The following is a 22,279-nucleotide window of genomic DNA, read 5'->3' as shown; positions in this document are numbered from 1 at the left end:
CCGACCATGGACCGCCTGAACGCATCCTTTCTCAACGGACGCCCGCGCCCGACGACGCGGATCGTGCAATTCGGAGGAGGCAATTTCCTGCGCGCCTTCTTCGGCTGGAAGGTCGACCGGCTGAACGAGGCCACCGGCAGCGACTGGGGCGTCACCGTTGTCCGCCCCATTGCCGGCGGCGTCCCGCAGACGCTGAACGAGCAGGAGGGCGTCTACACGGTCCTGTCGCGCGGCGTGGACGAATCCGGCGAGAAGGTTTCCCAAGCGCGGCTGATCGCCTGCGTGCGCAATGAGATCGCCGCGCATGGCGCATGGGCGGAGGTGCTGGAACTGGCGCGCGACCCGAACGTCACGGTCGTCGTCTCCAACACCACCGACGCCGGGATCGCCTACGTCCCGTCGGTGGCCTATGCCGACGAGCCGCCGGTTTCCTTTCCCGGCAAGATGACCCGCTTCCTGCACGAGCGCTGGAAAACCTTTGGCGGCGCGCCGGAGGCCGGTTTGCAGGTGCTGGCCTGCGAACTGATCGACCACAACGGGGAAGAGCTGAAACGCATCGTCCTGCTGCACGCCCACGACTGGGCGCTGGAGCCCGCCTTCATCGACTGGATCGAGACGGCGAACGCCTTCTACAACACGCTGGTCGACCGCATCGTCCCCGGCTTCCCGCGCGCCGAGGCCGATGACCTGCGCCGCGAGCTGGGCTACGACGACAGATTGATGGCGGCGGCCGAGCTGTTCCACCTCCTCGTGATCGAGCGCAAGGAGGGGATGCCGGCGCTCCGCTTGCCGCTGCACGAACATGACGAGGGCACCGTCGTCACGGCGGACGTCACCCCCTACAAGGCGCGCAAGGTCGCCATCCTCAACGGCGCCCACACCGGCCTGTGCGCCCTCGCCCTGCTGGCGGGCGTCGAGACGGTGGGCGAGGCGGTGAGCGATCCCGCCGGGGCGCGCTTCCTCGACCGGCTGCTCAACGAGGAGGTCATCCCCTTCCTCACCTTGCCGAAGCCGGAATTGGAGGACTTCGCCGCTGCCGTGCTGCGCCGCTTCCGCAACCCCTACATCCGGCACCTGTGGTACGACATCAGCCTGAACGGCCTCGTCAAGTACCAGACCCGCAACCTGGACCGGCTGCTCGCCTACCGGGAGCGGTTCGGCCGGCCGGCGCCGCTGATGAGCCTGTCGCTGGCCGCTTGGCTGGCTTTCTACCTCGGCCGTTTCCCCGGCGCCGCCACGCTGCCGCCGCGCGATTCCGCCGAAATCATCGAGCGTGTTCGCGCCATCGGTGCCCTGGACGACGGAACCCCGGCGGGGCTGGAGGCGATGGTCGCCGCCTATCTGGGCGAGACCGCCTTCTGGGGCCGCAGCATCGACGACCGCTCGCTGCGCGCCCAGGTGATCGAGGACATCCGCTTCCTGACGGATGAGCCCTTCACCTTTGCCCGCCTCGCCGCAAGGCTGGAGCGCTGACACTGAAAAGGCCCCTTCCGCCGACACGGAAGGGGCCTTTTTTCTTGGCGAACAGCATCATCCCGGCCCGACTTCAGTCCGGCGGGATGCCCAGCCGCAGCAGCATCTCCACGAGGCCGCTTTCCCCCACGGCCAGGGCGGCCTGGGACGGAGTCAGCCAGCGGCGCTCGCGCTGGCCCTTCTCGGGCCATTCGTCCAGCATCTCGTCGACTTCCAGCAGGAAGACGGTCACCGCGCACAGGACCGACTTGTTGGTGCTCAGCCGCTTCATGTAGCGGAAATTGCCGAAGGGCCGGTGATCGACGGTGCCGCGCACGCCGGCTTCCTCATAGGCCTCCCGCGCCGCCATGTCGCAGGGCTTCACGCCCTCCTCCGCCCACCCTTTGGGGATGATCCACCGCTTGGTTTCCCGCGACGTGACCAGCAGGATTTCCGGCCGGCCGTTGCGAAGGCGGAAAGGAAGGGCGGCGTATTGGGTGGCGGGAGTGCGGTTGCTCATCATGTCCAAGTGGGAAGGCCGGACCCGCGATCCAATTCGGCTGAACGGGATGGCGGGCGATCATTCTTATGACGATGGGCGGCTGTGCTTCGTGCCGCCCATCGGCACCACGATCATCCCCTATTAACGTTACTCAGTGGCAAATTCTTCCGTCAGACGGTCAACAATTTCGCCTACGCCAAACCGGATAGGATCACTGGTCGGAAGGTCATGGGCCTTGGCCGCCGCCGCCAGGCAGGCGCGCGCCTCGTCCTCGCCATAGGCCTTGGTGTTGATGGCGATCCCGACCGGACGGATGGCCGGGTTGGTCAGTTGCCCGCAGCGAATGGTCAGGTCGATGACCTCCTGGATCGACGGCAGCGGGTGCTGCACGCCGCGCATGGTGCTGCGGGTCGGCTCGTGGCAGACGACGAAGGCGTCGGGCTGGGCACCGTGCAGCAGCCCCAGCGACACGCCCGCGAAGGACGGGTGGTAGAGCGAGCCCTGCCCCTCGATCAGGTCCCAGTGGGCCGGATCGGCCGCCGGGGCGATCCACTCCACCGCGCCGGAGATGAAGTCCGCCACCACCGCGTCGATGGCGACCCCGCGGCCGGAGATGAAGACGCCGGTCTGGCCGGTGGCGCGGAAATCCGCGTCCATGCCGCGGGCGCGCATTTCCTTTTCCAGCGCCAGCGCGGTGTATTTCTTGCCGACGGAGCAGTCGGTGCCGACCGTCAGCAGCCGCCGGCCCGGACGCTTGGTCCCCTTGCCGGTGGCGAAGCGCTCGTCGGAATGGCGCACGTTGAAGAGCTGGCGGCCATGGCGCGCCGCCGCCTCGGCGATGGCCGGGATGCTTTCCAATCGGGTGTGCAGGCCGCTGGCCACATCCATGCCGGCCTCGATGGCCTGGACGATGGCGCTCGTCCAATGCTCCGGCAGGACGCCGCCGGCGTTCACCACGCCGACCACCAGCGTGCGGGCACCCTGCCCCGCCGCCTCCGCGATCGTCATGTCGGGAATGCCGAGGTCGGCCTTGCAGCCCTCCAGCCGGATCTGGCCCAGGCACCAGTCGCGCCGCCAGTCCACAATGCCCTGCGCCGTCTTGGCGCCGAGCTGGTCCTGAACGTCGCCGAGGAACATCAGGTAGGGATGGGGAATGTTCATGATCGGGTCCTCTCGAAGAGACCGGTTGTTTTTTTAAGCGGCTTCGGGCGTCAGGCGCCGGGCCGACATCTGGCGGAGCAGGACGGGCACGATCAGCGCCAGCCCCAGCAGCGACGAATACAGCTCCGGCGCGACCAGCAGGATGGCGGCCAGCCCCAGCAGCAGCCGTTCCCAGGTCCGCATGGTGGTCAGCAGCCAGCCGGTCAGGGTGGCGCCCAGGCAGACGATGCCGACGATGCAGCCGAAGAAGGCGATGAGGAAGTCCGGCCAGGTGAAGCCCGGCGCCACCAGGAGCAGCGACGGCGAGAAGACGAAGACGAAGGGCACCAGCGCCTTCGCCAGCCCCAGCCGGAAGGCGGTGTTGCCGGTCTTGAAGGGGTCGGCCCCCGCCATGCCCGCCGCCGCGTAGGCGGCCAGCGCGACCGGTGGCGTGATGTCGGCCAGCACGCCGTAATAGAAGACGAAGAAGTGCGCGACGATCGGCGCCACGCCGAGCAGACCCAGCGCCGGGGCGGCGATGGTCGCCATGATGATGTAGTTGGCCGTCGTCGGGATGCCGCAGCCCATCAGGATGCAGACGATGCCGGTCATGACGAGGGTGAACAGCAGCGTCAGCCCCTTCACGTCGGCCAGCCAGGCCGGCAGGAAAGCGCCGAGCACCCCGGCCATCTCGCCGGCGGTGGAGGTGACGATGTAGGAAATCTTGAAGCCGACGCCGGTCAGCGTGACCACGCCGACGATGATGCCCACGGACGCGGCGGCGGCGCCGACCGCCAGAGCGTATTTGGCGCCGTCACGCAGCCCGTCCAGAACCTCCCGGATGGTCATGCGTTTGCGCGGGTTCAGCAGGCCGACCGCGATGCACAGGGTGATGCCCCAGAAGGCCGCCAGATAGGGGGTATAGCCGGCGATCAGGATGCCGATCAGCACCACCAGCGGGATGACCGTCGGCCAGTCGCGGCGGAAGGCTTCCTTCAGGTCCGGCATCTCGTCGGGGCGCAGGCCGCGCAGGCCGTTGCGCTTGGCCTCCAGATGCACCTGCACCAGCACGCCGAAGAAATGCATGAAGGCCGGGACGATGGCCGCCAGGATGATGGTCGTGTAGGGCAGCCCCAGGAATTCGATCATCAGGAAGGCGGCGGCGCCCATGATCGGCGGGGTGATCTGGCCGCCGGTCGAGGCCGTCGATTCCACGGCGGCGGCGAAATGCGGCTTGTAGCCCAACCGCTTCATCGCCGGGATGGTCAGCGAGCCCACCGTCACCGTGTTGGCGACCGACGAGCCGGAGATCATGCCGAACAGCGCCGAGCCGAAGATGGCGACCTTGGCGGGACCGCCGGCGTAGCGCCCGGCCACCCAGGCCGCGCAGTCGAGGAAAAGCTGACCCAAGCCGATGCGCGTTGCGAAGACGCCGAACAGCACGAAATGGAAGACGTAGGTCGCCACCACGCCGAGCGCGATGCCGTAAATGCCCTGCGTCGTCAGGTACAGGTGGTCGACGAGCTGGGAAACCGTGGCGCCGGGATGCTTCAGCAGCCCGGGCATCTGCGGTCCCCAGATCGCGTAGAGCATGAAGATCGACGCGATGATCGGCAGCGGCCAGCCGACCGACCGGCGGGTCGCCTCCAGCAGCACGATGATCAGGACGGAGCCGAGGATCACGTCGGTGGTGGTCGGGTTGCCGACGCGGAAGGCCAGATCGTCGAGCGGGATCAGCGGGACATGCATCACCGCGACGACCGCGCCGATGGCCAGCGCCCAATCCTGAAGGCCGATGCCCAACGGGCGCAGCAGCGTGCCCATCACCGGCTCGCCGTAGCCGCGCTTGGTGAAGGGGAAGACCAGGAAGACGAGGCCCAGCACGAAGGACAGATGGATGCCGCGGTGCTCCATCTCCCCCAGCAGGCCGAACCCCGCGGTGTAGTAGTGGAACAGCGACAGAATAATCAGCAGGCCGCCGACCAGATGTCCCGCCAGCGGCGACAGCGGCCGGAAGCGGATCTCGGAGTCGAACTTCTCCTCCAGCTCCCGCGCCTTGGCCTCGTCGAGTTCCATGGACGCGGACTCCAGCCGGATGTCGGGCGGCGGGTCGCGATGGGTATCGGTCATGGATGCTCCAGAATGAATCGGGCGGGGCCGGGGGCTTGCTTCATGACCCCTCAAACCCGAAAACCCTCCAACCCCGGAAGGGAAGGAGGGAATGACCCCAGGAACGGGGACGGGAAAGGGCCGCGCCATGCCGGAACGGCCCCGCCCGGTGCATCGTGTTCAGAGGCGTCTTACTTCAGGACGCCCTGTTCCTTGTAGAACTTCTCCGCGCCCGGATGCAGCGGGATGCCGAGGCCCGAGGTGGCGTTCTTCAGCGTGACGAGCTTGCCCTTGGCGTGGCCGGCGTCGAGCGCGGCGCGGCTCTTCTCGTTGTAGAGCGTCTTGACGATGTTGTAGACGAGGTCGTCCGGCTGCTTGGCGCTGGTCAGCCACTGGGCGTTGACGGAGATGGTGTTGGTCTCCGGAACGTCCTTGTAGGTGTTGGCCGGAACCGTGTCCTTGGCGAAGAACTGGTACTGGCCCAGCATCTTGTCGATTTCCGGACCGGTGATCGGCACCAGCGAGATGCCCGACGAGGTCGCCAGTTCGGAGATGGCGCCGGTCGGGTAGCCGCCGACGAAGAAATAGGCGTCCAGCGCGCCGTCGCGCAGGCGGTCGCCCGCCGGACCCGGCTTCAGATACTCGGCCTTGACGTCCTTCTCGGTCAGGCCGAAGGCGCCCAGCACGATGCGCGCGTCGACCAGCGTGCCCGAGCCCGGCTCGTCCAGCGACACCCGCTTGCCCTTCAGGTCGGCGACCGACTTGATGTTGGCGTCCTTGCGGGCGACCAGATGGATGGTTTCCGGGTAGAGCGTGGCGATGACGCGCAGGTCCTCCACCTTGCCCTTGCCCTCGAACAGGCCGGTGCCGGTGTGGGCCCAATAGGCGACGTCCGACTGCGAGAAGCCCGACTCGGACGAACCGCCGTTGATCGCGTTGATGTTGGCGACGGAGCCGTTGGAGGCCACGGCGGTGGCGACCAGACCGGGCACGCCGCCGTTGGTGCCGGAGATGACGTTGGCGATCAGACCGCCCACCGGATAGTAGGTGCCGGCGGTGCCGCCCGTGCCGATGCGGAAGAAAGCCGGGGTCTGCGCCACGGCGACGGTGGCGCCGATGGCGACCGCGCCCGCCACGGCGGCGAAAGCCAGACGGCGGGTCTTGGACATGAACTTCACGACAACCTCCCAATTATTTCGCGTCGTAACGAAATGATGCCTTTGGGTCGGAGGCTTGTCGATACGAATGGGAGACCGGTCCGGACATACGGCCCATTCCGTGAATGGGTGGGCCGTATGTCCGGACGAAACGCGTCAGTCCTTCAGCAGCGCCGCCGCGTGGTGGCGCAGATGGTCGTCGATGAAGCTGGCGATGAAGAAATAGCTGTGGTCGTAGCCCGGCTGCATCCGCAGGGTCAGCGGATGGCCCGCCGCCTCCGCCGCCCGCTGCAGGTTCTCCGGCTTCAGCTGCTTCTCCAGGAAGCTGTCGGCGTCGCCCTGGTCCACCAGGATCGGCAGCTTCTCGGTGGCGCGGCCCAGCAGGGCGCAGCTGTCCCACTCCAGCCACGCCGCGTAGTCGGTGCCGAAGAAGCGCTCGAACGCCTTCTCGCCCCAGGGCACGCTCGCCGGGTTGCCGATCGGCGCGAAGGCCGACACGGCGCGGTAGCGGCCGGGGTTGCGCAGCGCGCAGACCAGCGCGCCATGCCCGCCCATGGAGTGGCCGGCGATGGAACGCCGGTCGGTCACCGGCAGTTCGGCCTCGACCAGCTCCGGCAGTTCCCGCACCACATAGTCGTGCATGCGGTAGTGCTTCGCCCACGGCTCCCGCGTCGCGTTGACGTAGAAGCCGGCGCCCAGCCCGAAGTCCCAGGCGCCGTCCGGGTCGCCGGGCACGTCGGGGCCGCGCGGGCTGGTGTCGGGCGCCACGATGGCGATGCCGAGTTCCGCCGCCATCCGCATGGCGCCGGCCTTCTGCATGAAGTTCTCGTCGGTGCAGGTCAGGCCGGACAACCAGTAGAACACCGGCACCTTGCCCGATTTGGCGCCCGATTCGGCCTGCGGCGGCAGATAGACGGCGAAGACCATGTCGCAGTCCAGCACCGCGGAGCGATGCCGGAAGCGCTTGTGCCAACCGCCGAAGCAGCGGTTCGCCGCGATCTGGGTCAGTTGCGACTCCATCCGGTCCTCACGGGTTGTAGAGGATGACGGAACGGATGCTCTTGCCCTCATGCATCAGGTCGAAGGCCTTGTTGATCTCCTCCAGCCCCATGGTGTGGGTGATGAAGGTGTCCAGCTCGAACTCGCCCTTCAGGTAGCGCTCCACGTAATCCGGCAGCTCCGACCGGCCGCGCACGCCGCCGAAGGCGGAGCCGCGCCAGACGCGCCCGGTGACCAGCTGGAACGGGCGGGTGCTGATCTCCTCCCCGGCCCCGGCGACGCCGATGATCACCGACTCGCCCCAGCCCTTGTGGCAGCATTCCAGCGCGGCGCGCATCACCTTGACGTTGCCGATGCACTCGAAGCTGTAATCGACGCCGCCGTCGGTCATTTCGACCAGAACTTCCTGGATGGGGCGGTCGTAGTCCTTCGGGTTTACCACGTCGGTGGCGCCGAGCTGCTTGGCGATCTCGAACTTGTCGGGGTTGATGTCGATGCCGATGATGCGCGACGCCTTCGCCATGACGGCGCCGATGATCGCCGAGAGGCCGATGCCGCCCAGACCGAAGATGGCCACCGTCGAGCCCGGCTCGACCTTCGCGGTGTTGCGCACCGCGCCCATGCCGGTGGTCACGCCGCAGCCGAGCAGGCAGACCTTCTCCAGCGGAGCGGCCTTGTTGATCTTGGCGACCGCAATCTCCGGCAGCACCGTGTATTCGGAGAAGGTGGAGGTGCCCATGTAATGGAACACCGTCTGGCCCTTCGCCGTGAAGCGGCTGGTGCCGTCCGGCATCAGGCCCTTGCCCTGGGTGGCGCGGATCGCCTGACAGAGGTTGGTCTTGCCGGACAGGCAGAATTTGCACTTGCCGCATTCCGGCGTGTAGAGCGGGATCACATGGTCGCCCACCTGGACGGAGGTGACCCCCGGCCCGACCTCTTCCACGATGCCGGCGCCCTCATGGCCCAGGATCGCCGGGAACACGCCTTCCGAATCCATGCCGGACAGGGTGTAGGCGTCGGTGTGGCAGACGCCGGTGGCGACGATGCGCACCAGGACCTCGCCCTGCTTGGGCGCCGCGACCTCGACCTCTTCAATCTCCAGGGGGCGCTTCGCTTCCCAGGCCACCGCCGCGCGTGACTTCACCATCCCACCGTCTCCATGCGTTCGCGTTTCTTTGATGATCGACGTTAGCATTCCGCGCGCGTTGACAACGCTGCAATGTTGGAGAGGATTGTTGCCGTATGGGGATAATCGGCGCGGAATCGGAGGTTTGACGGGTGAGCCGCTGGGATGGCATCGACGAGTTCGTGGCGGTCGCCGAGTGCGGCGGCTTCTCCCGCGCGGCGGAGCGGCTGCGCATCTCCTCCTCGCAGGTCAGCCGGCAGGTGGCGCGGCTGGAAGACCGGTTGCAGGCCCGCCTGTTCTACCGCACCACCCGCAGCGTGACGCTGACCGAGGCGGGCCGCTCCCTGCTTGCCCAGTGCCGCCGCCTGATCGAGGAGCGGGACGAGGCGCTGCTCGCCGTCAGCGATCTCCAGGCGGAACCCAAGGGCCTGCTGCGCCTGACCTGCGCGGTGGCCTATGGCGAGCGGTTCGTGGTCCCGCTGGTCAACGATTTTTTGGAGCGCCACCCGCAGCTCCGCGTCGAGATCGAGCTGACCAACCGCCGGCTGGATCTGGTGCATGAGGGGGTGGACCTCGCGGTGCGGCTGGGACGGCTGATGGATTCCAGCCTCGTCGCCACGCGGATCGCGCCGCGGGTCATGCATCTGTGCGCCGCCCCATCCTATCTGGAGCGGCGCGGGACGCCGCGCCGGCTGGCCGACCTCGCCGAGCACGACTGCCTGACCGGCACCGCGGACGGCTGGACCTTCGACGCGGGCTCGCTGGAGGATGGCGGGCCTGAGTGGCTGTTCCGGCCGCAGGGGCGCTGGCGCTGCAACAGCGGCACGGCGGTGCTGGACGCCGCGCTGCGCGGCTTCGGTCTGTGCCAATTGCCCGACTATTATGTGGTGGAGCATCTGACGGCGGGCCGGCTGGTCTCCCTATTGGATGCCCACCGCCCGCCCAACACCGCCGTCTGGGCGGTCTACCCGCCGCAGCGCCACCTGTCGCCCAAGGTGCGGTTGCTGATCCAGCATCTCAAGGAAGGGCTGGCCCGGCGGCCGGAGTACCGCTGACCCGTCAGCAGGCGGTCGCTCAGCAGGCGGTTTGGCGCGGCGTGCGCTCGACCTCCAAGCCGAAGAACGGGCGCAGGGCGGTGCCCAGGTAGTTGCCGGCCAGCGCCGCGACGATCCACACCCAGCCGTGCAGGCTGCCCGAGGCGATGCCGCTGAAATAGGCGCCGATGTTGCAGCCATAGGCGAGGCGGGAGCCGTAGCCGAGCAGCAGCCCGCCGACCACCGCCGCCACCAGCGACCGCAGCGGCAGTTTCCAAACCGGGGCGAACTTGCCGGCCAGACCGGCGGCGAGCAGCGCGCCCAGGATGATGCCGAAATCCATCACCGAGGTGACGTCGGCCAGCACGCTGTCCTGCAACGCCCTGGCCTGGGCCGGCGCCTGCCAGAAGGGCCAGGAGGCGACGTCCACGCCGAGAGCGGCCAACCCCTTGCTGCCCCACAGCGCGAAGGCCGAGGTGATGCCCCACGGACGCCCCGCCAGCGCCAGCGTCGCGAAATTCAGCACGGCCAGCGCCACCGCCCCCCAGACCAGCGGCCAGGGGCCGCGCAGGAAGCGCCGCAGCCCCTCGGTCTTGGCCGGGGCGCCCTCGATCAGGCGGCCGTGGCGCCGCTTCTCCAGCGCGAGGGTGCCGGCATAGACCGCGGCGAAGAGGACGAGGTTGACCGCCAGCGCCGCCGGCCAGCCCCAGGCCGCGACCACCGACACCGGTGCGGCGGTCCATTGCGCCTGCCACCAGGGCAGGTGATAGGCGCCCAGCACCGAGCCGACGATGAAGAAGGCCAACGTCACGACCATGCGCGTGCTGCCGCCGCCCACCGTGAACAGCGTGCCCGAGGCGCAGCCGCCGCCGAGCTGCATGCCGATGCCGAACAGGAAGGCGCCGACCACCACCGACAGGCCGACCGGCGACACCAGCCCCTTCACCGGCGTGCCGAACAGCGTCCCGGCGGCCAGCACCGGGAAGAACAGGGCGCAGGCCACGGCCAGCATGACCATCTGAGCCCGCAGCCCCGCCCCGCGCCGATCCGCGATGAAGACGCGGAAGGCAGAGGTGAAGCCGAACAGCGCGTGGTAGAGCACGAGGCCCATCGCGCCCCCCACCAGATAGAGCGCCGCCTGCCGCCCCGACACGGCGTCGCCAATCCACAGGCCGCCGCCCGTCAGGGCGAGCAGCGCCACGGTAACCACCCGCCAATCGATTCCCGGCAGCAGCGTGGCCGAACCCGCCGCCCGGCCCAGAGTCGTGTCCGTCATCCCGACACTCCAAAACAACAAAAATGAAACGTTGATAAAGGCGATTGCCTGATTGGCTTCAGTAGATAATGGATTGCTTTCCACAAGAAAGTTCGTTCTGCGCATCCCTGTCCTGCGCGGGATAACCCGTCAGCCCTCGGGGAACAGGCGCCGGGCCAGCCGACCGAGCGTCAGGCTCTGCACGATGATGGTGAAGGCGACGACGGCGTAGCAGGCGACCAGCAGCAGGTCGCGCTGCGGGTTGTCGGGCAGCGACAGGACCAGCGCCACGGCGATGCCGCCGCGCACCCCGCCCCAGGTCAGCACGGCGGTCGCCGCCGCCTTGCGCTGGCTGCGCAGATGGATGGCGACCACGGGCAAGACGCTGGCCAGCCGGGCCACCAGCGCCAGCAGCGGCGCCAGGACGGCCGCGGCCATCACCGGCGCCTGCCAGGACAGCACCACCGCGGCCTCCAGCCCGACCAGCATGAACAGGATGGCGTTCAGGATCGCGTCGACCATGGACCAGAAGGCCTTCATGATGAAGCCCGTCCGCTCCGACGAGACATGGTGCTTGGCGGTGTTCCCGATCAGCAGCCCCGCCACCACGACCGCGATGGGGCCGGACAGGCCGAGCCGCTGGGCGAGGCTGTAGGTCGCCGCCGCCAGGGCCAGCGAGACCGACAGCTCCACCGCCGGGTCGTCCGCCCGGCTCTTCGCCCAGAAGGCCAGGGAGCCGGTCGCCAGCCCCAGCAGGACGCCGCCGCCCGCCTCCTTCACGATGTCCCAGGCAACGCCCAGCACCGTCACATCGGTGTCGGTCCCGGTGGCCAGCCCGAGCAGGAGGGCGAACAGCACCACCCCCATGCCGTCGTTGAACAGGCTTTCCCCCGCGATGGCGGTGCGCAGCCCCTCCGGCAGCGGCGCCTTGCGCAGCACGGCCAGCACCGCCACCGGGTCGGTCGGCGCCAGCGCCGCCCCCAGCACCAGACACCAGATCAGCGGCACCGGCTGGCCCATGGCGTCGAAGACCAGCCACATGCCGGTGCCCATGACGGCGGTCGAGATCACGACGCCCAGCGTCGCCAGCAGCGCCACCGCCCAGCGCCGCCGCCACAGGGGACCGCTGTCCTGCTCCACCGCCCCGGCGAACAGCAGGAAAGCCAGCACCCCTTCCAAAAGCGCTTCGGGCAGGTGGGCGCTGGTCACCAGACGCTCCTCCCAGGCGCGGATGTCGATGGCCGGCACCAGCGTCCCGACCACCGCCGTCGCGAAGGCGAAGCCGAAGGCCAGCAGGAACACCCCCGCCGTCGCCGGCAGGCCGAGCAGGCCGCGGCTGGCGAAACTGAACAGCGCCGCCAGGGTCAGCAGGAGGGACAGCAACTCGAAGGTGCTCATGGACATCCGCCGGCAACGGGACAAGCATGCCAACAGGGTGCCCGCCGCGTTCCTCTCGCGCTCAGTCCTCCGGAGCGTCCAGCCCCTCCAGGATCGCCGGGGCGAAGGCGGCCCGCCAGCCCTCCCGGTGCCGGATGTCGCCGAAGGCGGGCAGCACCCGCTCCGCCCCCGTGGCGTCCACCAGCGCCGTCAACTGGCGCAGCGTGGGATGGACGTTCCAGCGCAGATACCGCGCGCGGCCGGCGTCGACCAGCATCCGCGACGGCGTGCCCGCCGCGAGGTAGCCGGTGAAGACGATTTCAGGACCACTTGGCTCCGGCCCATCCACCCCACCCCAGCGCTCCACCAGCTCCGCGGCGGTGCCGCTGGTCGCGTTGGGACCGGCGGCGAAGGTCACGTCGCGTGGATCGCCCGGCGCCTTGGCGCGGTCCAGCAGCCGCCGCAGACGTTCCTCCACGCCGGGCCGCAGGGCGGTGTCGGCCTCCGCCAGCAGATGGGCGATGGCGGCGCGGTGGGCGTCGTCGATGGCCGGAACCACGCCGTGCTCCAGCGCCCACAGGGCCATTTCAGGCCCGCGCCCGTCCGCCGCCACCGGGAACAGCGCGCCGCCCGCGTGCAGGAAAGGCTCCAGCGCGGCCAGCCGCTCGGTCTGCGGGGTGTCGTCCAGCCCGTAGGAGGCGTCGAGGATCACCCGCCGCGCCGGCGGCGGCGGGTCGAAGGGGAACAGGGCCGATTCGTCGGAATGGTCGCCCATGTAAAGGATCCCGCCGTCCTCCGTGCCCAGGTGAATCCACACCCCGCCCGGCGCATGGCCGGACCGCCCGGTGGTCACCGGCACGCCCTGGATCTCCACCGTTCCGCGGACCGGCAGCGGCAGGGCCGCGACGGTCGGCGGCAGGAGGCGGGCGGCCAGCGGCGTGGCGTAGACTGGCGGGCTGCCGACCCGATGGCGCAGGCCCAGGGCGCCGGCATGGTCGCCGTGGGTGTGGGTGACCAGGATGGCGTCCACCCGCCCCGCCCCGCTCAGCGGCGGCAGGCGCCCGGCGTCCGGCCCTTCGCCGAGGTCGAGCAGCAGCCGCGCCCCGCCGACCATCGCCAGGAAGCAGGCCGGCCCCTTGTTCCCCAGACCCGACAGGGCGCGCAGCCGAACCTTCTGCCCACGCCCCGTCATCGCCCCCGTCATCGCAGCGTCACTTGACATCACGCCCCCGTTCCGCACTGTGCCTATCCCTCGCCGCCTTCCTGAATAGCGCGACTTCCGGTGCCATGACCACTCAGACGCCCGCTCTCCTGATCGACGACGCCTCCCGCCATTATGCCGGGACGCCCGCTCCCGCGGTGGACGGCGTGACCATCGACGTGGCGGCGGGGGAGTTCCTCGCCCTGCTCGGCCCGTCGGGCTGCGGGAAAAGCACGCTGCTGCGCATGGTCGCCGGGTTCGAGCGGCTGGACGGCGGGCGCATCACGGTCGGCGGGCGCACCCTGTCCGGCCCCGCCACCCACGTCCCGCCGGAGGAGCGGCGGATCGGCCTCGTCTTCCAGTCCTACGCGCTGTGGCCGCACATGACGGTGGCCGGGAACGTCGCCTACCCGTTGGAAACAGCCCGCGTTCCCCGCGCGGAACGGGAGCAGCGGGTGCGCGCCGCGCTCGACACGGTGGGGCTGTCGGGCTTCGACGCGCGCCACCCCGCCGAGTTGTCGGGCGGCCAGCGGCAGCGCGTCGCCCTGGCCCGCTGCCTCGTGATGAGCCCGGAGCTGGTTCTGCTGGACGAGCCGCTCGCCAACCTCGACGTGCATCTGCGCGCGGCGATGGAGGAGGAGTTCGCCGACTTCCACACCAAGACCGGCGCCACCATGGTCTACGTCACCCACGATCAGGCCGAGGCCATGGCGCTGGCGACGCGAATCGCCGTGCTCGACCACGGGCGGCTGGCCCAGGTGGCGGCGCCCCGCACGCTCTACCGCGAACCGGCGACGCGGATGGTCGCCGGCTTCGTCGGCCAGGGCGCGGTGGTGGACGGCGTGGTGACGGGTCCGGCCGCCGACGGCCGCGTGCGGGTGCGCCTGTTCGGGGCGGAGGCGCTGGTTCGCTGCCGTACCGGCCAGCCGGAGGGACAAGCGCTGGTCTGCCTGCGGCCCGAGGATTTGGAGCCGGCGCCGGACGGCCCCATCGCCGCGACTGTGGTGCGCGCCGCCTACAAGGGCGGATTCGTGCTGGTGGAGGCCGAACCGCAGGCCGCGCCGGGCGTGCGCCTGTTGCTGCGGGTGTCCGGCGACGCGCAGGTCGCGCCGGGCGAAGCGCTGCGCCTCGCGGTGCGCGACGGCTGGGTGGTGCCGGAGGGCCCGTCTCAGGAACGCCTCACCCCCGCCAGGGAATGATCCCCGCCGGCAACCGCCGCCCCAGCCAGCCGACCGCCAGCAGCACCGTCACCACTACGGCAATCGTCACCACGCTCAGCGCCGCGGCGAGCGTCGGGCTGCCGCCCTCCTCCAGCGCGTAGACGACGACGCCCAGCGTCTCCCGCCCCTGCGACCACAGCAGGATCGACACGGTCAGCTCGTTGAAGGCGGTCAGGAACACCAGCACGCCGCCCGCCGCCGCCGCCGGGGCCACCAGCGGAGCGACGATGGTGCGCAGACGGCGCAACGGACCGGCGCCGCAGGCCCGCGCCGCCTCCTCCATCGCCGGGTCCAGAGCGGCGCAGGCGGCCTGGGCCGGGCGCAGGGCCAGCGACAGGAAACGCGCCAGATAGGCCGCCAGGATGATCCCCAGCGTGCCGTAGAGGCTCACCCCCAGCAGCGGCAGCGGCTTCAGGAAGACCAGGATGCAGCCGATGGCCAGCACCACGCCGGGCACCGCGTGCGGCAGCTCGATCAGCACACCGACGGCGCGGACCAGCCGCCCGCCCTTTCCCGGCCCGGCCATCGCGTGGGCCAGAGGGATCGCCAGCAGGACCAGCAGCAGCGCCGCCACCCCCGACAGCACGAAGGAGTTGGTGAAGGCCCGCCCCACCTGATCGAGTCCCAGCACCGTCGCGTAATGCGCCAGCGTCGCCGTCTCCGGCCCCAGCGGCAGACCGTAGACACGGATCAGGCTGGTCGAGGCCAGCGCCGCCAACGGCGCCGCCAGGATCAGCGCCACCACCGTCCAGCAGAGGATTTCCAAGGGGCGCCGCGCCCGGCCCAGCCGCAGCACCGCTGCGGGCGCCGAGCCGCCGATCACCCGCGCGTCCACCCGCGCCTGGAGGGCCATCTGCGCGGCGATGCCGACGCAGGCGATGGCGCCGATGAGCACGGCCAGAACCGCGACCTCCGGCAGGACCGACGGGCCGAAGCCGGCCAGCCGCCGGTAGATCAGCGTCGGCAGAACCGGAATCCCCGCCGGGATGCCGAGCAGCGCCGGAACCCCGAAATTGCCAAGCGCCGCGACGAAGGACAGGGCCAGCCCGGCGGCCAGCCCCGGCAGGCTGAGCGGCAGGACGATGGTGCGCAACACCCGCCCGCGGCGGGCGCCCGCCGCCTGCGCCGCCTCCACCAGATCGCGCGGCACGGCGCGCAGGGCGGCGCGCAACGCTAGGAAGACCAGCGGCGCGTGCTCGATCCCCATCACCAGGATCATCCCGGCGGAGGAATAGACCGGGTTCGGCGTGCCCGGCGCCGGGGCGAGGCCCAGCGGCTTCAGCAGCGGGCTGCCCGACCCGGCGAGGTGAATCCAGGACAAGGCGACGATCTGCGCCGGGATCATCAGCGGCAGGATCAGGCAGAAGGCCAACGCCGTCTTGCCACGCAGGTCGGTCAGGCCGCAGAGCAGCGCGAAGGGCACGCCGAGCGCCGCCGCGACAACCGTGGCCCCCGCCGCGATGGCGACGCTGTTCCCGGTGGCGCGCCACGTCATCTTGGACGTCAGCACGCGGGTCAGCGCCGTCAGGTCGCCCCCCGCCATCGGTCCGGCGACCTCCCACACCAGCCGCAGGATCGGCAGCAGGACGATCAGCCCGGCCAGCGCGAACAGCAGCGGCGCCCCGGAAACGGAAAAACGACCGGCGGCGCGGAAAGGCCGCCGGTCGTTGAGTGTGGCCAGACTCATTCTTAGCCGCCGAACAGGTCGGCGAAGTCCTTCTTGTTGGCCTCGTCGTCCTTCAGGGCCTTGGCCGGGTCATAGGGCATCAGCGAGATGAAGGAGGTATCCGGGAAGCCGGCCGGCGGCGCCACCCCCGGCAGCGCCGGCAGGAAGCCCTGGCGGGAGGCCAGCTCCTGGCCTTCCTTGCTCAGCAGGAAGGCGATGAAGGCCTTGGCGGCGTCGGGATTCTTGCTGGTGTTCAGGATGGCGACCGGCTCGGTCACCGCGCTGACGCCCTCCTTGGGGAAGACGAAGGCGACCGGGGCGCCCTTGGCCTGCTCGCGGATCGGCAGATAGTCGACGATGACGCCGTACAGCTTCTCGCCGCTGGCCACCGACTTCAGGATGCCGCCGTTGCCTTTGGCCGCGGTGGTCCCGTTGGCCTGGAGCTTCTCGTAGAAGGCCATGCCGAGATCCGGCTGCTCCTTCACGGCGGCCATGTGGATGGCCGCAGCGCCGGAGTAGAGGGGGCTGGGCATCACGGTGGTGCCCTTGGCTTCCGGCTTCAGCAGGTCGAGCCAGGAGGAGGGCTTCATCGGCGCCGCCGTGTTGTAGGCGATGCCGGTGGTGATCAGCTTGGTGGCGAACCACGTGCCGTCCGGATCGTGGGTGCCGGGGCGGTAGCCCTGAACCGGCGCGTCCTTGTAGGCCAGCAGGCGTTTCTCCGCCTTCAGCGACTCCATGGTCACGGCGTCGGCGATCAGCAGCAGGTCGGCCTGCGGGCTGCCCGCGGCGATCTCGGCGCGCAGTTTGTTCATCAGCTCGGTCGTGCCGCTGCGGACCCATTCGACCTCGACGCCGGGGTTCTTGGCCTTGAAGGCGTCCACCGTCTGCTTGGCGTCGGCTTCGAGCTGCGAGGTGTAGAGCACCAGCTTGCCGGCGGGCCCGTCCGTGGCGGCGTGGGCGGGCAAGGCCAGCAGAAGCGCGCCGGCGGCGGCGGCGATGGTCGTCCCGATGGCCGCGAACGCGGCGGCGAGGTGTGTGCGCTTGGCCTTCATGTCTCCCGTTTCCCTCTCTGGTCGTCTCCGCCGGTCCGGAGCCTCACTGGAGTGCCCCGGTATGCGAACGAAGGCCCTTGTTTACGCCAGAACCATGACAGCCGCGTGACGATGGCCGTTCCGGACGCTCTTCAGCGTCATACCCGATTGGGGCGGCACAGGGAAAGGGAACGGCCTGCGGATGGGGGATCGACGGACACGGCTCCCCCCTTGCAGAGGCTCAGCGCCTTGCGGGTGGCCTCCAGCCGGTCGGCGGAGCGCGCCATCGCGCTGGCGCTCGTGCGCAGGCGGTACAGGCTGCGCACCATGCTGTCCACCACGGCGCCGCGGAGCTGGGCGGCGCGTGCGGCTGGCGCGTTCTCGTCGCCGGGCACGGCGCGCAGGGGCGCCGGCCTGGTCACCAGCAGGGTGGAGACCTCCAGCCGCATGGCGTTGTCGCGGACCGCATGCACGCGGTGGACCAGCTCGGTGAGGGAGACGTCACGGCACAGGCCCCGGCACCACAGCGCGCCGGTTTCCGACCGCATACAGAATCCGCAGCCCTTTTCCTGGCGCCACAGGCGCTTCGCGGTGTGTACCGGCATGCTCCACCTCGTTGCTCCGGCTCCAGAGAAGCGCCTGAGGGGGGCGCGAGGCAAAGCGTCTTTGGCGATACCGCTCTGTGGGGAGGCCGCAACGCCCCTTCTTCGAACGGAACAGCGCGAAGGGCTTGGATGACAAGCCGTTCGGCAACACCCTATACGGACGACAGACCAAGCGACAGGAGCGCGGACCGTGACCAGCGAAGCCCCCGACCGGCCCATCCTTCAGATCGAGTATTGCCGCCAGTGCCGCTGGATGCTGCGCGCGGCCTGGATGGCGCAGGAGCTTCTGACCACCTTCGAGGACGAGCTGGGCGGCGTCACCCTGATGCCCGGCACCGGGGGCATCTTCGAGGTGCGGCGCGGCGCGGCGGTGGTCTGGTCGCGCAAGGAGGAGGGCCGCTTCCCCGACATCACCGAACTGAAACAGCGGGTGCGCGACCACATCGCCCCCGACAAGCCGCTGGGCCACGCCGACCGCAAGCGGTCGGCGGAGCCATGAGGAGAAAGCTTTATCGGACGGCCTTCACGTCGGTGACGGCCACCGTCTGCTTGGGAGGCGCCGAGCCGAAGCCCTGCTCCAGAAGTTCGGCGACCTCGCGGTCGCGGGCGGCGGCGGTGGTGCCGCCCAGCACGACGGCGACCAGGCGCTGGCCGTTGCGGCTGGCGCTGCCGGCGAGGTTGAAGCCGCTGAGATTGATGAAGCCCGTCTTGATGCCGTCATAGCCTTCGACTCGGCCGAGCAGCCGGTTGTGGCCGGGCACCACCGCGCCGTTCCAGTCGAAACGCGTGCGCGAGAAATAGGCGTATTCCCGCGCCGGGCGGGACACGACGGCGCGCGACAGGCGGGCCATGTCGCGGGCTGTGGTGCGCTGCTCCTTGTGCGGCAGGCCGGAGGCGTTGCGGAAGGTGGTGCTGGTCATGCCCAGCGCCTGCGCCTTCGCGGTCATCATCTCGGCGAACTGCTCCTCGCTGCCGCCCAGCGCTTCGGCGAGCACGACGGCGACGTCGTTGGCCGATTTCACCGTCAGGGCCAGGATCGCGTCCTCCACCCGGATGGTCGAGCCGACGGCGAGATTGAGGCGCGAGGGCTTCTGGTTGGTGGCGTGGCGCGACACCGGCAGTTCCTGGTCCAGCCGCAGCGTGCCCCGCTCCAGCGCCTCGAAGGTCAGGAGCAGGGTCATCATCTTGGTCAGCGACGCCGGGTAGGTCAGCGTGTCGGCGTTCTCCGAATCGAGCACCCGGCCCGACTGCGCGTCCATCAGCACATAGGCGTGGACCGGGCGGAAGACGGCGGCGCCCGCCACGGTGCCCGCGGCGGCCCCGGCGGCGACGCGCCCCGCGCGGCGCGCCTTGCCCGTACGGTGGACGGTGGCCTTGCGGACGGTGGCCTTGTGGGTGGCCGATTTGTGGACGGCGGCCTTGTGCACGGTCCGGACGGCGGCGGGCTTCGCCGCGGTCTTGGACGCTGCGGCCTTCTGGGGCGCAGCCTTGGCGGCCGTCTTGGCGGTGGGCTTGGGCGCCTGCTTGTGCACCGTCTCCTGGGCCGCCTTGGCGAGGGCGTCCGCAGGGTTGAAGGCGACGGGCGTGGCAATGGCCAGGGACAGAAGCAGCGGCAGGACGAAACCGTACGGCGAACGCGGCATGATGGCGACCGGATGGAGAGATGGTCGCCTCCTGTACCCTGAAAGCGGTTAACAAAAAATGTGTCGAATCTCTGAAGCCTTGTGTGATTTTGCGGTTCTGGCGTGAGCGTCGCCGTTTACCAATCAGCTGGTACCAATCGATCACAACGGATCCACCATTGCCTGTGTCCCAGCGGCAACTCTGCTGTGCACATTGTGGCACAGAAGCATCATCCAGAGCGATGTCACTTGTGCCGCGCCGCCGCGGGCGTCAGATGTCTTATGCCGAAAGGGCGCTGGTTCCCGCGTGTCGTCCATGCGACCTCACGTCTGGACAGAGCCTTTCGTTAGCCGTCTGTTCATCGCCGCGTGGGATGCTTCGATTATGCTGACGACCATTCGCACCTGCGCCCGGCCCGCCCTCGGAGCGAGGGTCGCCGCGTGCCTCCTCGCCGGGCTGCTCGCCCTGCCCGTGCAGGCCGCGCCGTCCACCGCTTCGGGCACCTCTTCCACGGGCCGGGATGTCGTGGGAACCTGGATCGCGCGGATCGACCAGCGCGCCGCCGAACTGGAAGCCATGCCCCGCGTGCAGCAAACGCGCGTGGGCTATGGTTCCGTCCTGAAGAAGGGCGACGGCGGCATGGTCGACGTGGTGGCCCCCGGCCCCGTGCGCCCGTCCGACGTGCCGGAGGGCACCGCCCCCGCAGCCGGGACGGCGCCGACGGTCGTCGTGACTCCGCCCGCCGAACCGATCCCGCAGGCCGATCCGTCGGCGACGCCCGGCAACGCGCTCAGCGGAACGGCGACGCCCGGCACGGTGGTGGAGGTACTGCCCCCGCCCCCGGCCCTGACCATCCAGGTGCGGGCGCGCACCGCCGACCGCGTCGGCCGGCTGTCCACCCGGCTGATCGAGCTGGGCTTCCTGAACCAGGAGCAGTGGACGGAGACCTTCGACGACACTCTTGAAGTGGCGGTCCGCGCCTTCCAGCTTTCCGAAGGGCTGATGCAGGACGGCAAGGTCGGCGAGGTCACGCGCCAGGCACTCGACCGCACACCCAAGGAGGCCGCCAAGCTGATGCGCGGCGCCACCGCGTCGATGCGCGCCTTCCAGACGTCCGTTCCGGACACGGTGATCCTGGTCAACCTGCCCAGCCAGACCGTGTCCTTCATCGAGCGCGGCAAGCTGAACTTCACCATGCGCGCCGTGGTCGGCCGCCCGTCGCGCCAGACCCCGCTGCTCCAGGACCGCGTCACCAGCGTGACGATCAACCCGACCTGGACCGTGCCGCCGACCGTTCTGGTCGAGGACAAGCTGCCGGTGCTGCGCAAGAAGGGCAACACCGGCATCAAGGACGCCGTCGTCTATCTGGACGGGGTCGAAGTGGTGCCGGAAAGCATCAACTGGTGGCAGGTGACGCCGGAGCGCATCCGCATCGTCCAGAAGCCCGGCGACGACAACGCCCTCGGCCGCTTCCGCTTCAACCTGACCAACGGCGACGGCATCTTCCTGCACGGCACCAACGACCCGCGGCTGTTCGAGCGCGACCTGCGCGCCGCCAGTTCCGGCTGCGTGCGGCTGGCCGACGCGCGGATGGTCGCGGAAACCCTGCTGCGCCCCGCCAAGCTCGACTCCGCGGCGATCGAGCGGCAGCTCGACAGCGGCAAGACCAAGACGGTCTCCCTGCCCAACGCCGTGCCGGTCCGCTTCGTCTACTGGACCTCCACGGTGGAGACGGACGGCACCGTGCGGGTGCATCCGGGCATCTACGACGATGTGCCGACCAGTTCGGCCGCTCCGTCGGCCGGCCAGTCCCCCACAGCCGGCACCGTCTCGGCCCCGCGCCGGGTGGAACCGAAGCCCGTCCGTCCGACCCCGGCCGCCGCTCCGCAGCCGGCCCCGGCGCCCGCCCAGTCCTCCTCCACGACCACCCCGGCCCGCGCCGCCGACACGCGCAACGGGGCCGAGGCCGTCCGCACGGCGATGTGACGCCGCCGCGCAGGACCACGCTTCTGAGAACGTAGAAAAGGCGCCGTCTCGACGGCGCCTTTTTCGTACCCATCTTTCTTACGGCGGCGCCCATCCCGCGCCGCGGCGGAGGTATGCCATGACCCCCTTCCCGGCTTCAGCGCGGCTGTGCTCCCTGCTCCTGCCCGCCCTTCTGATGATGCCGGCCCCGGTGTTCGCCGGCGGCGGCTGGCATGGGGGCAACTTTTTCGGCTTCAGCGTCACGCTGCCTCTGGCCTTCGGCTTTCCACCCCCCGTCTACGTTCCGCCACCACCCGCATTCTATCCGCCCGTGGCCTATCCGCCCTCGGCCTACGTGCCGGTCCCCCAGCCGGTGCCGGCGGCACCACTGGCCACCCGGACCTCACCCACCTATCTCGGCCCCGGCGGGCGCTATTGCCGCGATTTCCAGATGCCCGGCGTCGTCGGCGGACGCCCCGCGACGCTGGTCGGAACCGCCTGTCTGGACCCCGACGGGCAATGGCGGGTGATCGGCTGAGTGGACAGGCTGCAGACGGGCAACTCTATCCGCAATATCGGGATATCCCCAGAAGCTGTGGGTAACTCTGTGAGCGAATCCGGGGGCAACCTGTGAGCATGGCCGTGAATCCACGGCCCCGAGCAAATTGCCCAAATTTCAGGCACTGCTGAAATGGCGGAATTGCCCGGCTTTTGTGGGTTTTAACGGTTCCAAACGGGTCTGGAAAAACAAAAAAGCAACATTCGCAGAGTCAAGGACGGCGTTCAGGTGAATGTGCATAACTTGGGCTAACCCGGA

At 69.7% G+C, this 22,279-nt stretch carries 20 protein-coding genes; 7 read left to right on the top strand and 13 right to left on the bottom strand.

The features are described from left to right. Nucleotides 1–6: 6 nt before the first annotated feature. Nucleotides 7–1,473 carry a tagaturonate reductase gene (locus AMK58_RS15170; RefSeq protein ID WP_035677024.1) on the top strand — a complete coding sequence of 489 codons (1,467 nt, stop codon included), beginning with the start codon at nt 7–9 and terminating at the stop codon, nt 1,471–1,473. A gap of 73 nt (nt 1,474–1,546) precedes the next feature. Here AMK58_RS15170 and AMK58_RS15165 read toward each other — a convergent pair whose 3' ends face one another. After that, the gene (locus AMK58_RS15165) at nt 1,547–1,972 is read right to left on the bottom strand and encodes an NUDIX hydrolase (protein WP_035677026.1); all 426 of its coding nucleotides are present in this window, start codon (nt 1,970–1,972) and stop codon (nt 1,547–1,549) included. Nucleotide 1,973: 1 nt separating this feature from the next. Here AMK58_RS15165 and AMK58_RS31710 point away from each other — a divergent pair, with 1 nt between their 5' ends. Beyond that, nucleotides 1,974–2,099 (top strand): hypothetical protein, encoded by a 126-nt coding sequence (locus AMK58_RS31710; RefSeq protein WP_257722159.1) that lies wholly within the window; start codon nt 1,974–1,976, stop codon nt 2,097–2,099. Nucleotides 2,100–2,101: 2 nt separating this feature from the next. On the opposite strand, the gene dgcN is transcribed toward AMK58_RS31710, so the two are convergent. The 5 genes from dgcN to AMK58_RS15140 all read right to left on the bottom strand — a co-directional run bounded on the left by dgcN (nt 2,102) and on the right by AMK58_RS15140 (nt 8,506). Next, nucleotides 2,102–3,115, bottom strand: coding sequence for an N-acetyltransferase DgcN (gene dgcN / locus AMK58_RS15160; protein WP_035677028.1), 1,014 nt, complete (start codon nt 3,113–3,115; stop codon nt 2,102–2,104). Nucleotides 3,116–3,148: 33 nt separating this feature from the next. After that, nucleotides 3,149–5,224 carry a TRAP transporter permease gene (locus AMK58_RS15155; RefSeq protein ID WP_059399147.1) on the bottom strand — a complete coding sequence of 692 codons (2,076 nt, stop codon included), beginning with the start codon at nt 5,222–5,224 and terminating at the stop codon, nt 3,149–3,151. A 170-nt stretch (nt 5,225–5,394) separates the two neighbouring features. Further along, nucleotides 5,395–6,381 carry a TAXI family TRAP transporter solute-binding subunit gene (locus AMK58_RS15150; protein ID WP_059399146.1) on the bottom strand — a complete coding sequence of 329 codons (987 nt, stop codon included), beginning with the start codon at nt 6,379–6,381 and terminating at the stop codon, nt 5,395–5,397. Between the two features lie 135 nt (nt 6,382–6,516). Then, nucleotides 6,517–7,380 (bottom strand): S-formylglutathione hydrolase, encoded by an 864-nt coding sequence (gene fghA, locus AMK58_RS15145; RefSeq protein ID WP_035677033.1) that lies wholly within the window; start codon nt 7,378–7,380, stop codon nt 6,517–6,519. A 7-nt stretch (nt 7,381–7,387) separates the two neighbouring features. Then, complete coding sequence (locus AMK58_RS15140; RefSeq protein ID WP_035677036.1) at nt 7,388–8,506, bottom strand: S-(hydroxymethyl)glutathione dehydrogenase/class III alcohol dehydrogenase; 1,119 nt, start codon at nt 8,504–8,506, stop codon at nt 7,388–7,390. A gap of 131 nt (nt 8,507–8,637) precedes the next feature. Here AMK58_RS15140 and AMK58_RS15135 point away from each other — a divergent pair, with 131 nt between their 5' ends. Then, entirely contained in the window at nt 8,638–9,540 is a 903-nt protein-coding gene (locus AMK58_RS15135; RefSeq protein WP_035677038.1) for a LysR family transcriptional regulator, read from the top strand. Between the two features lie 19 nt (nt 9,541–9,559). Here the strand turns inward: AMK58_RS15135 and AMK58_RS15130 are convergent, their stop codons facing one another. The 3 genes from AMK58_RS15130 to AMK58_RS15120 all read right to left on the bottom strand — a co-directional run bounded on the left by AMK58_RS15130 (nt 9,560) and on the right by AMK58_RS15120 (nt 13,373). Continuing rightward, nucleotides 9,560–10,795: a YeeE/YedE family protein gene (locus tag AMK58_RS15130; protein WP_079285343.1), complete on the bottom strand. Its 1,236-nt coding sequence runs from the start codon at nt 10,793–10,795 to the stop codon at nt 9,560–9,562. 129 nt (nt 10,796–10,924) lie between these two features. Beyond that, nucleotides 10,925–12,172 carry a cation:proton antiporter gene (locus AMK58_RS15125; RefSeq protein WP_035677039.1) on the bottom strand — a complete coding sequence of 416 codons (1,248 nt, stop codon included), beginning with the start codon at nt 12,170–12,172 and terminating at the stop codon, nt 10,925–10,927. Nucleotides 12,173–12,233: 61 nt separating this feature from the next. Further along, the gene (locus tag AMK58_RS15120) at nt 12,234–13,373 is read right to left on the bottom strand and encodes an MBL fold metallo-hydrolase (RefSeq protein WP_236778270.1); all 1,140 of its coding nucleotides are present in this window, start codon (nt 13,371–13,373) and stop codon (nt 12,234–12,236) included. Between the two features lie 65 nt (nt 13,374–13,438). Between AMK58_RS15120 and AMK58_RS15115 the strand changes: the two genes are divergently transcribed. Continuing rightward, nucleotides 13,439–14,551, top strand: coding sequence for an ABC transporter ATP-binding protein (locus tag AMK58_RS15115; RefSeq protein ID WP_079285342.1), 1,113 nt, complete (start codon nt 13,439–13,441; stop codon nt 14,549–14,551). On the opposite strand, the gene AMK58_RS15110 is transcribed toward AMK58_RS15115, so the two are convergent. The 3 genes from AMK58_RS15110 to AMK58_RS15100 all read right to left on the bottom strand — a co-directional run bounded on the left by AMK58_RS15110 (nt 14,532) and on the right by AMK58_RS15100 (nt 17,874). Next, the gene (locus AMK58_RS15110; protein WP_079285341.1) at nt 14,532–16,259 is read right to left on the bottom strand and encodes an ABC transporter permease; all 1,728 of its coding nucleotides are present in this window, start codon (nt 16,257–16,259) and stop codon (nt 14,532–14,534) included. The genes AMK58_RS15115 and AMK58_RS15110 overlap by 20 nt on opposite strands. A 2-nt stretch (nt 16,260–16,261) precedes the next feature. Continuing rightward, a complete protein-coding gene (locus AMK58_RS15105; RefSeq protein ID WP_051140469.1) occupies nt 16,262–17,290 on the bottom strand; it encodes an ABC transporter substrate-binding protein in 1,029 nt (342 codons plus the stop codon). Between the two features lie 137 nt (nt 17,291–17,427). Further along, a complete protein-coding gene (locus tag AMK58_RS15100; RefSeq protein ID WP_079285339.1) occupies nt 17,428–17,874 on the bottom strand; it encodes a hypothetical protein in 447 nt (148 codons plus the stop codon). A 190-nt stretch (nt 17,875–18,064) separates the two neighbouring features. Here AMK58_RS15100 and AMK58_RS15095 point away from each other — a divergent pair, with 190 nt between their 5' ends. Beyond that, nucleotides 18,065–18,373: an Rdx family protein gene (locus AMK58_RS15095; protein WP_079285338.1), complete on the top strand. Its 309-nt coding sequence runs from the start codon at nt 18,065–18,067 to the stop codon at nt 18,371–18,373. 10 nt (nt 18,374–18,383) lie between these two features. Here the strand turns inward: AMK58_RS15095 and AMK58_RS15090 are convergent, their stop codons facing one another. Then, nucleotides 18,384–19,517 (bottom strand): D-alanyl-D-alanine carboxypeptidase family protein, encoded by a 1,134-nt coding sequence (locus tag AMK58_RS15090; RefSeq protein ID WP_059399145.1) that lies wholly within the window; start codon nt 19,515–19,517, stop codon nt 18,384–18,386. A gap of 364 nt (nt 19,518–19,881) precedes the next feature. On the opposite strand from AMK58_RS15090, the gene AMK58_RS15085 reads away from it, so the two are divergent. Together AMK58_RS15085 and AMK58_RS15080 are read left to right on the top strand one after the other, a co-directional pair. Then, nucleotides 19,882–21,483 (top strand): L,D-transpeptidase family protein, encoded by a 1,602-nt coding sequence (locus AMK58_RS15085; RefSeq protein WP_059399144.1) that lies wholly within the window; start codon nt 19,882–19,884, stop codon nt 21,481–21,483. Nucleotides 21,484–21,601: 118 nt separating this feature from the next. Continuing rightward, entirely contained in the window at nt 21,602–22,000 is a 399-nt protein-coding gene (locus AMK58_RS15080) for a hypothetical protein (RefSeq protein WP_051140472.1), read from the top strand. The last annotated feature ends 279 nt before the right edge of the window (nt 22,001–22,279 follow it).

It is taken from the genome of Azospirillum brasilense (assembly GCF_001315015.1).
Classification (GTDB): domain Bacteria; phylum Pseudomonadota; class Alphaproteobacteria; order Azospirillales; family Azospirillaceae; genus Azospirillum; species Azospirillum brasilense.
The sequence above is the reverse complement of the archived record's forward strand: the minus strand, read 5'-3'. Positions and strand labels throughout refer to the sequence as shown.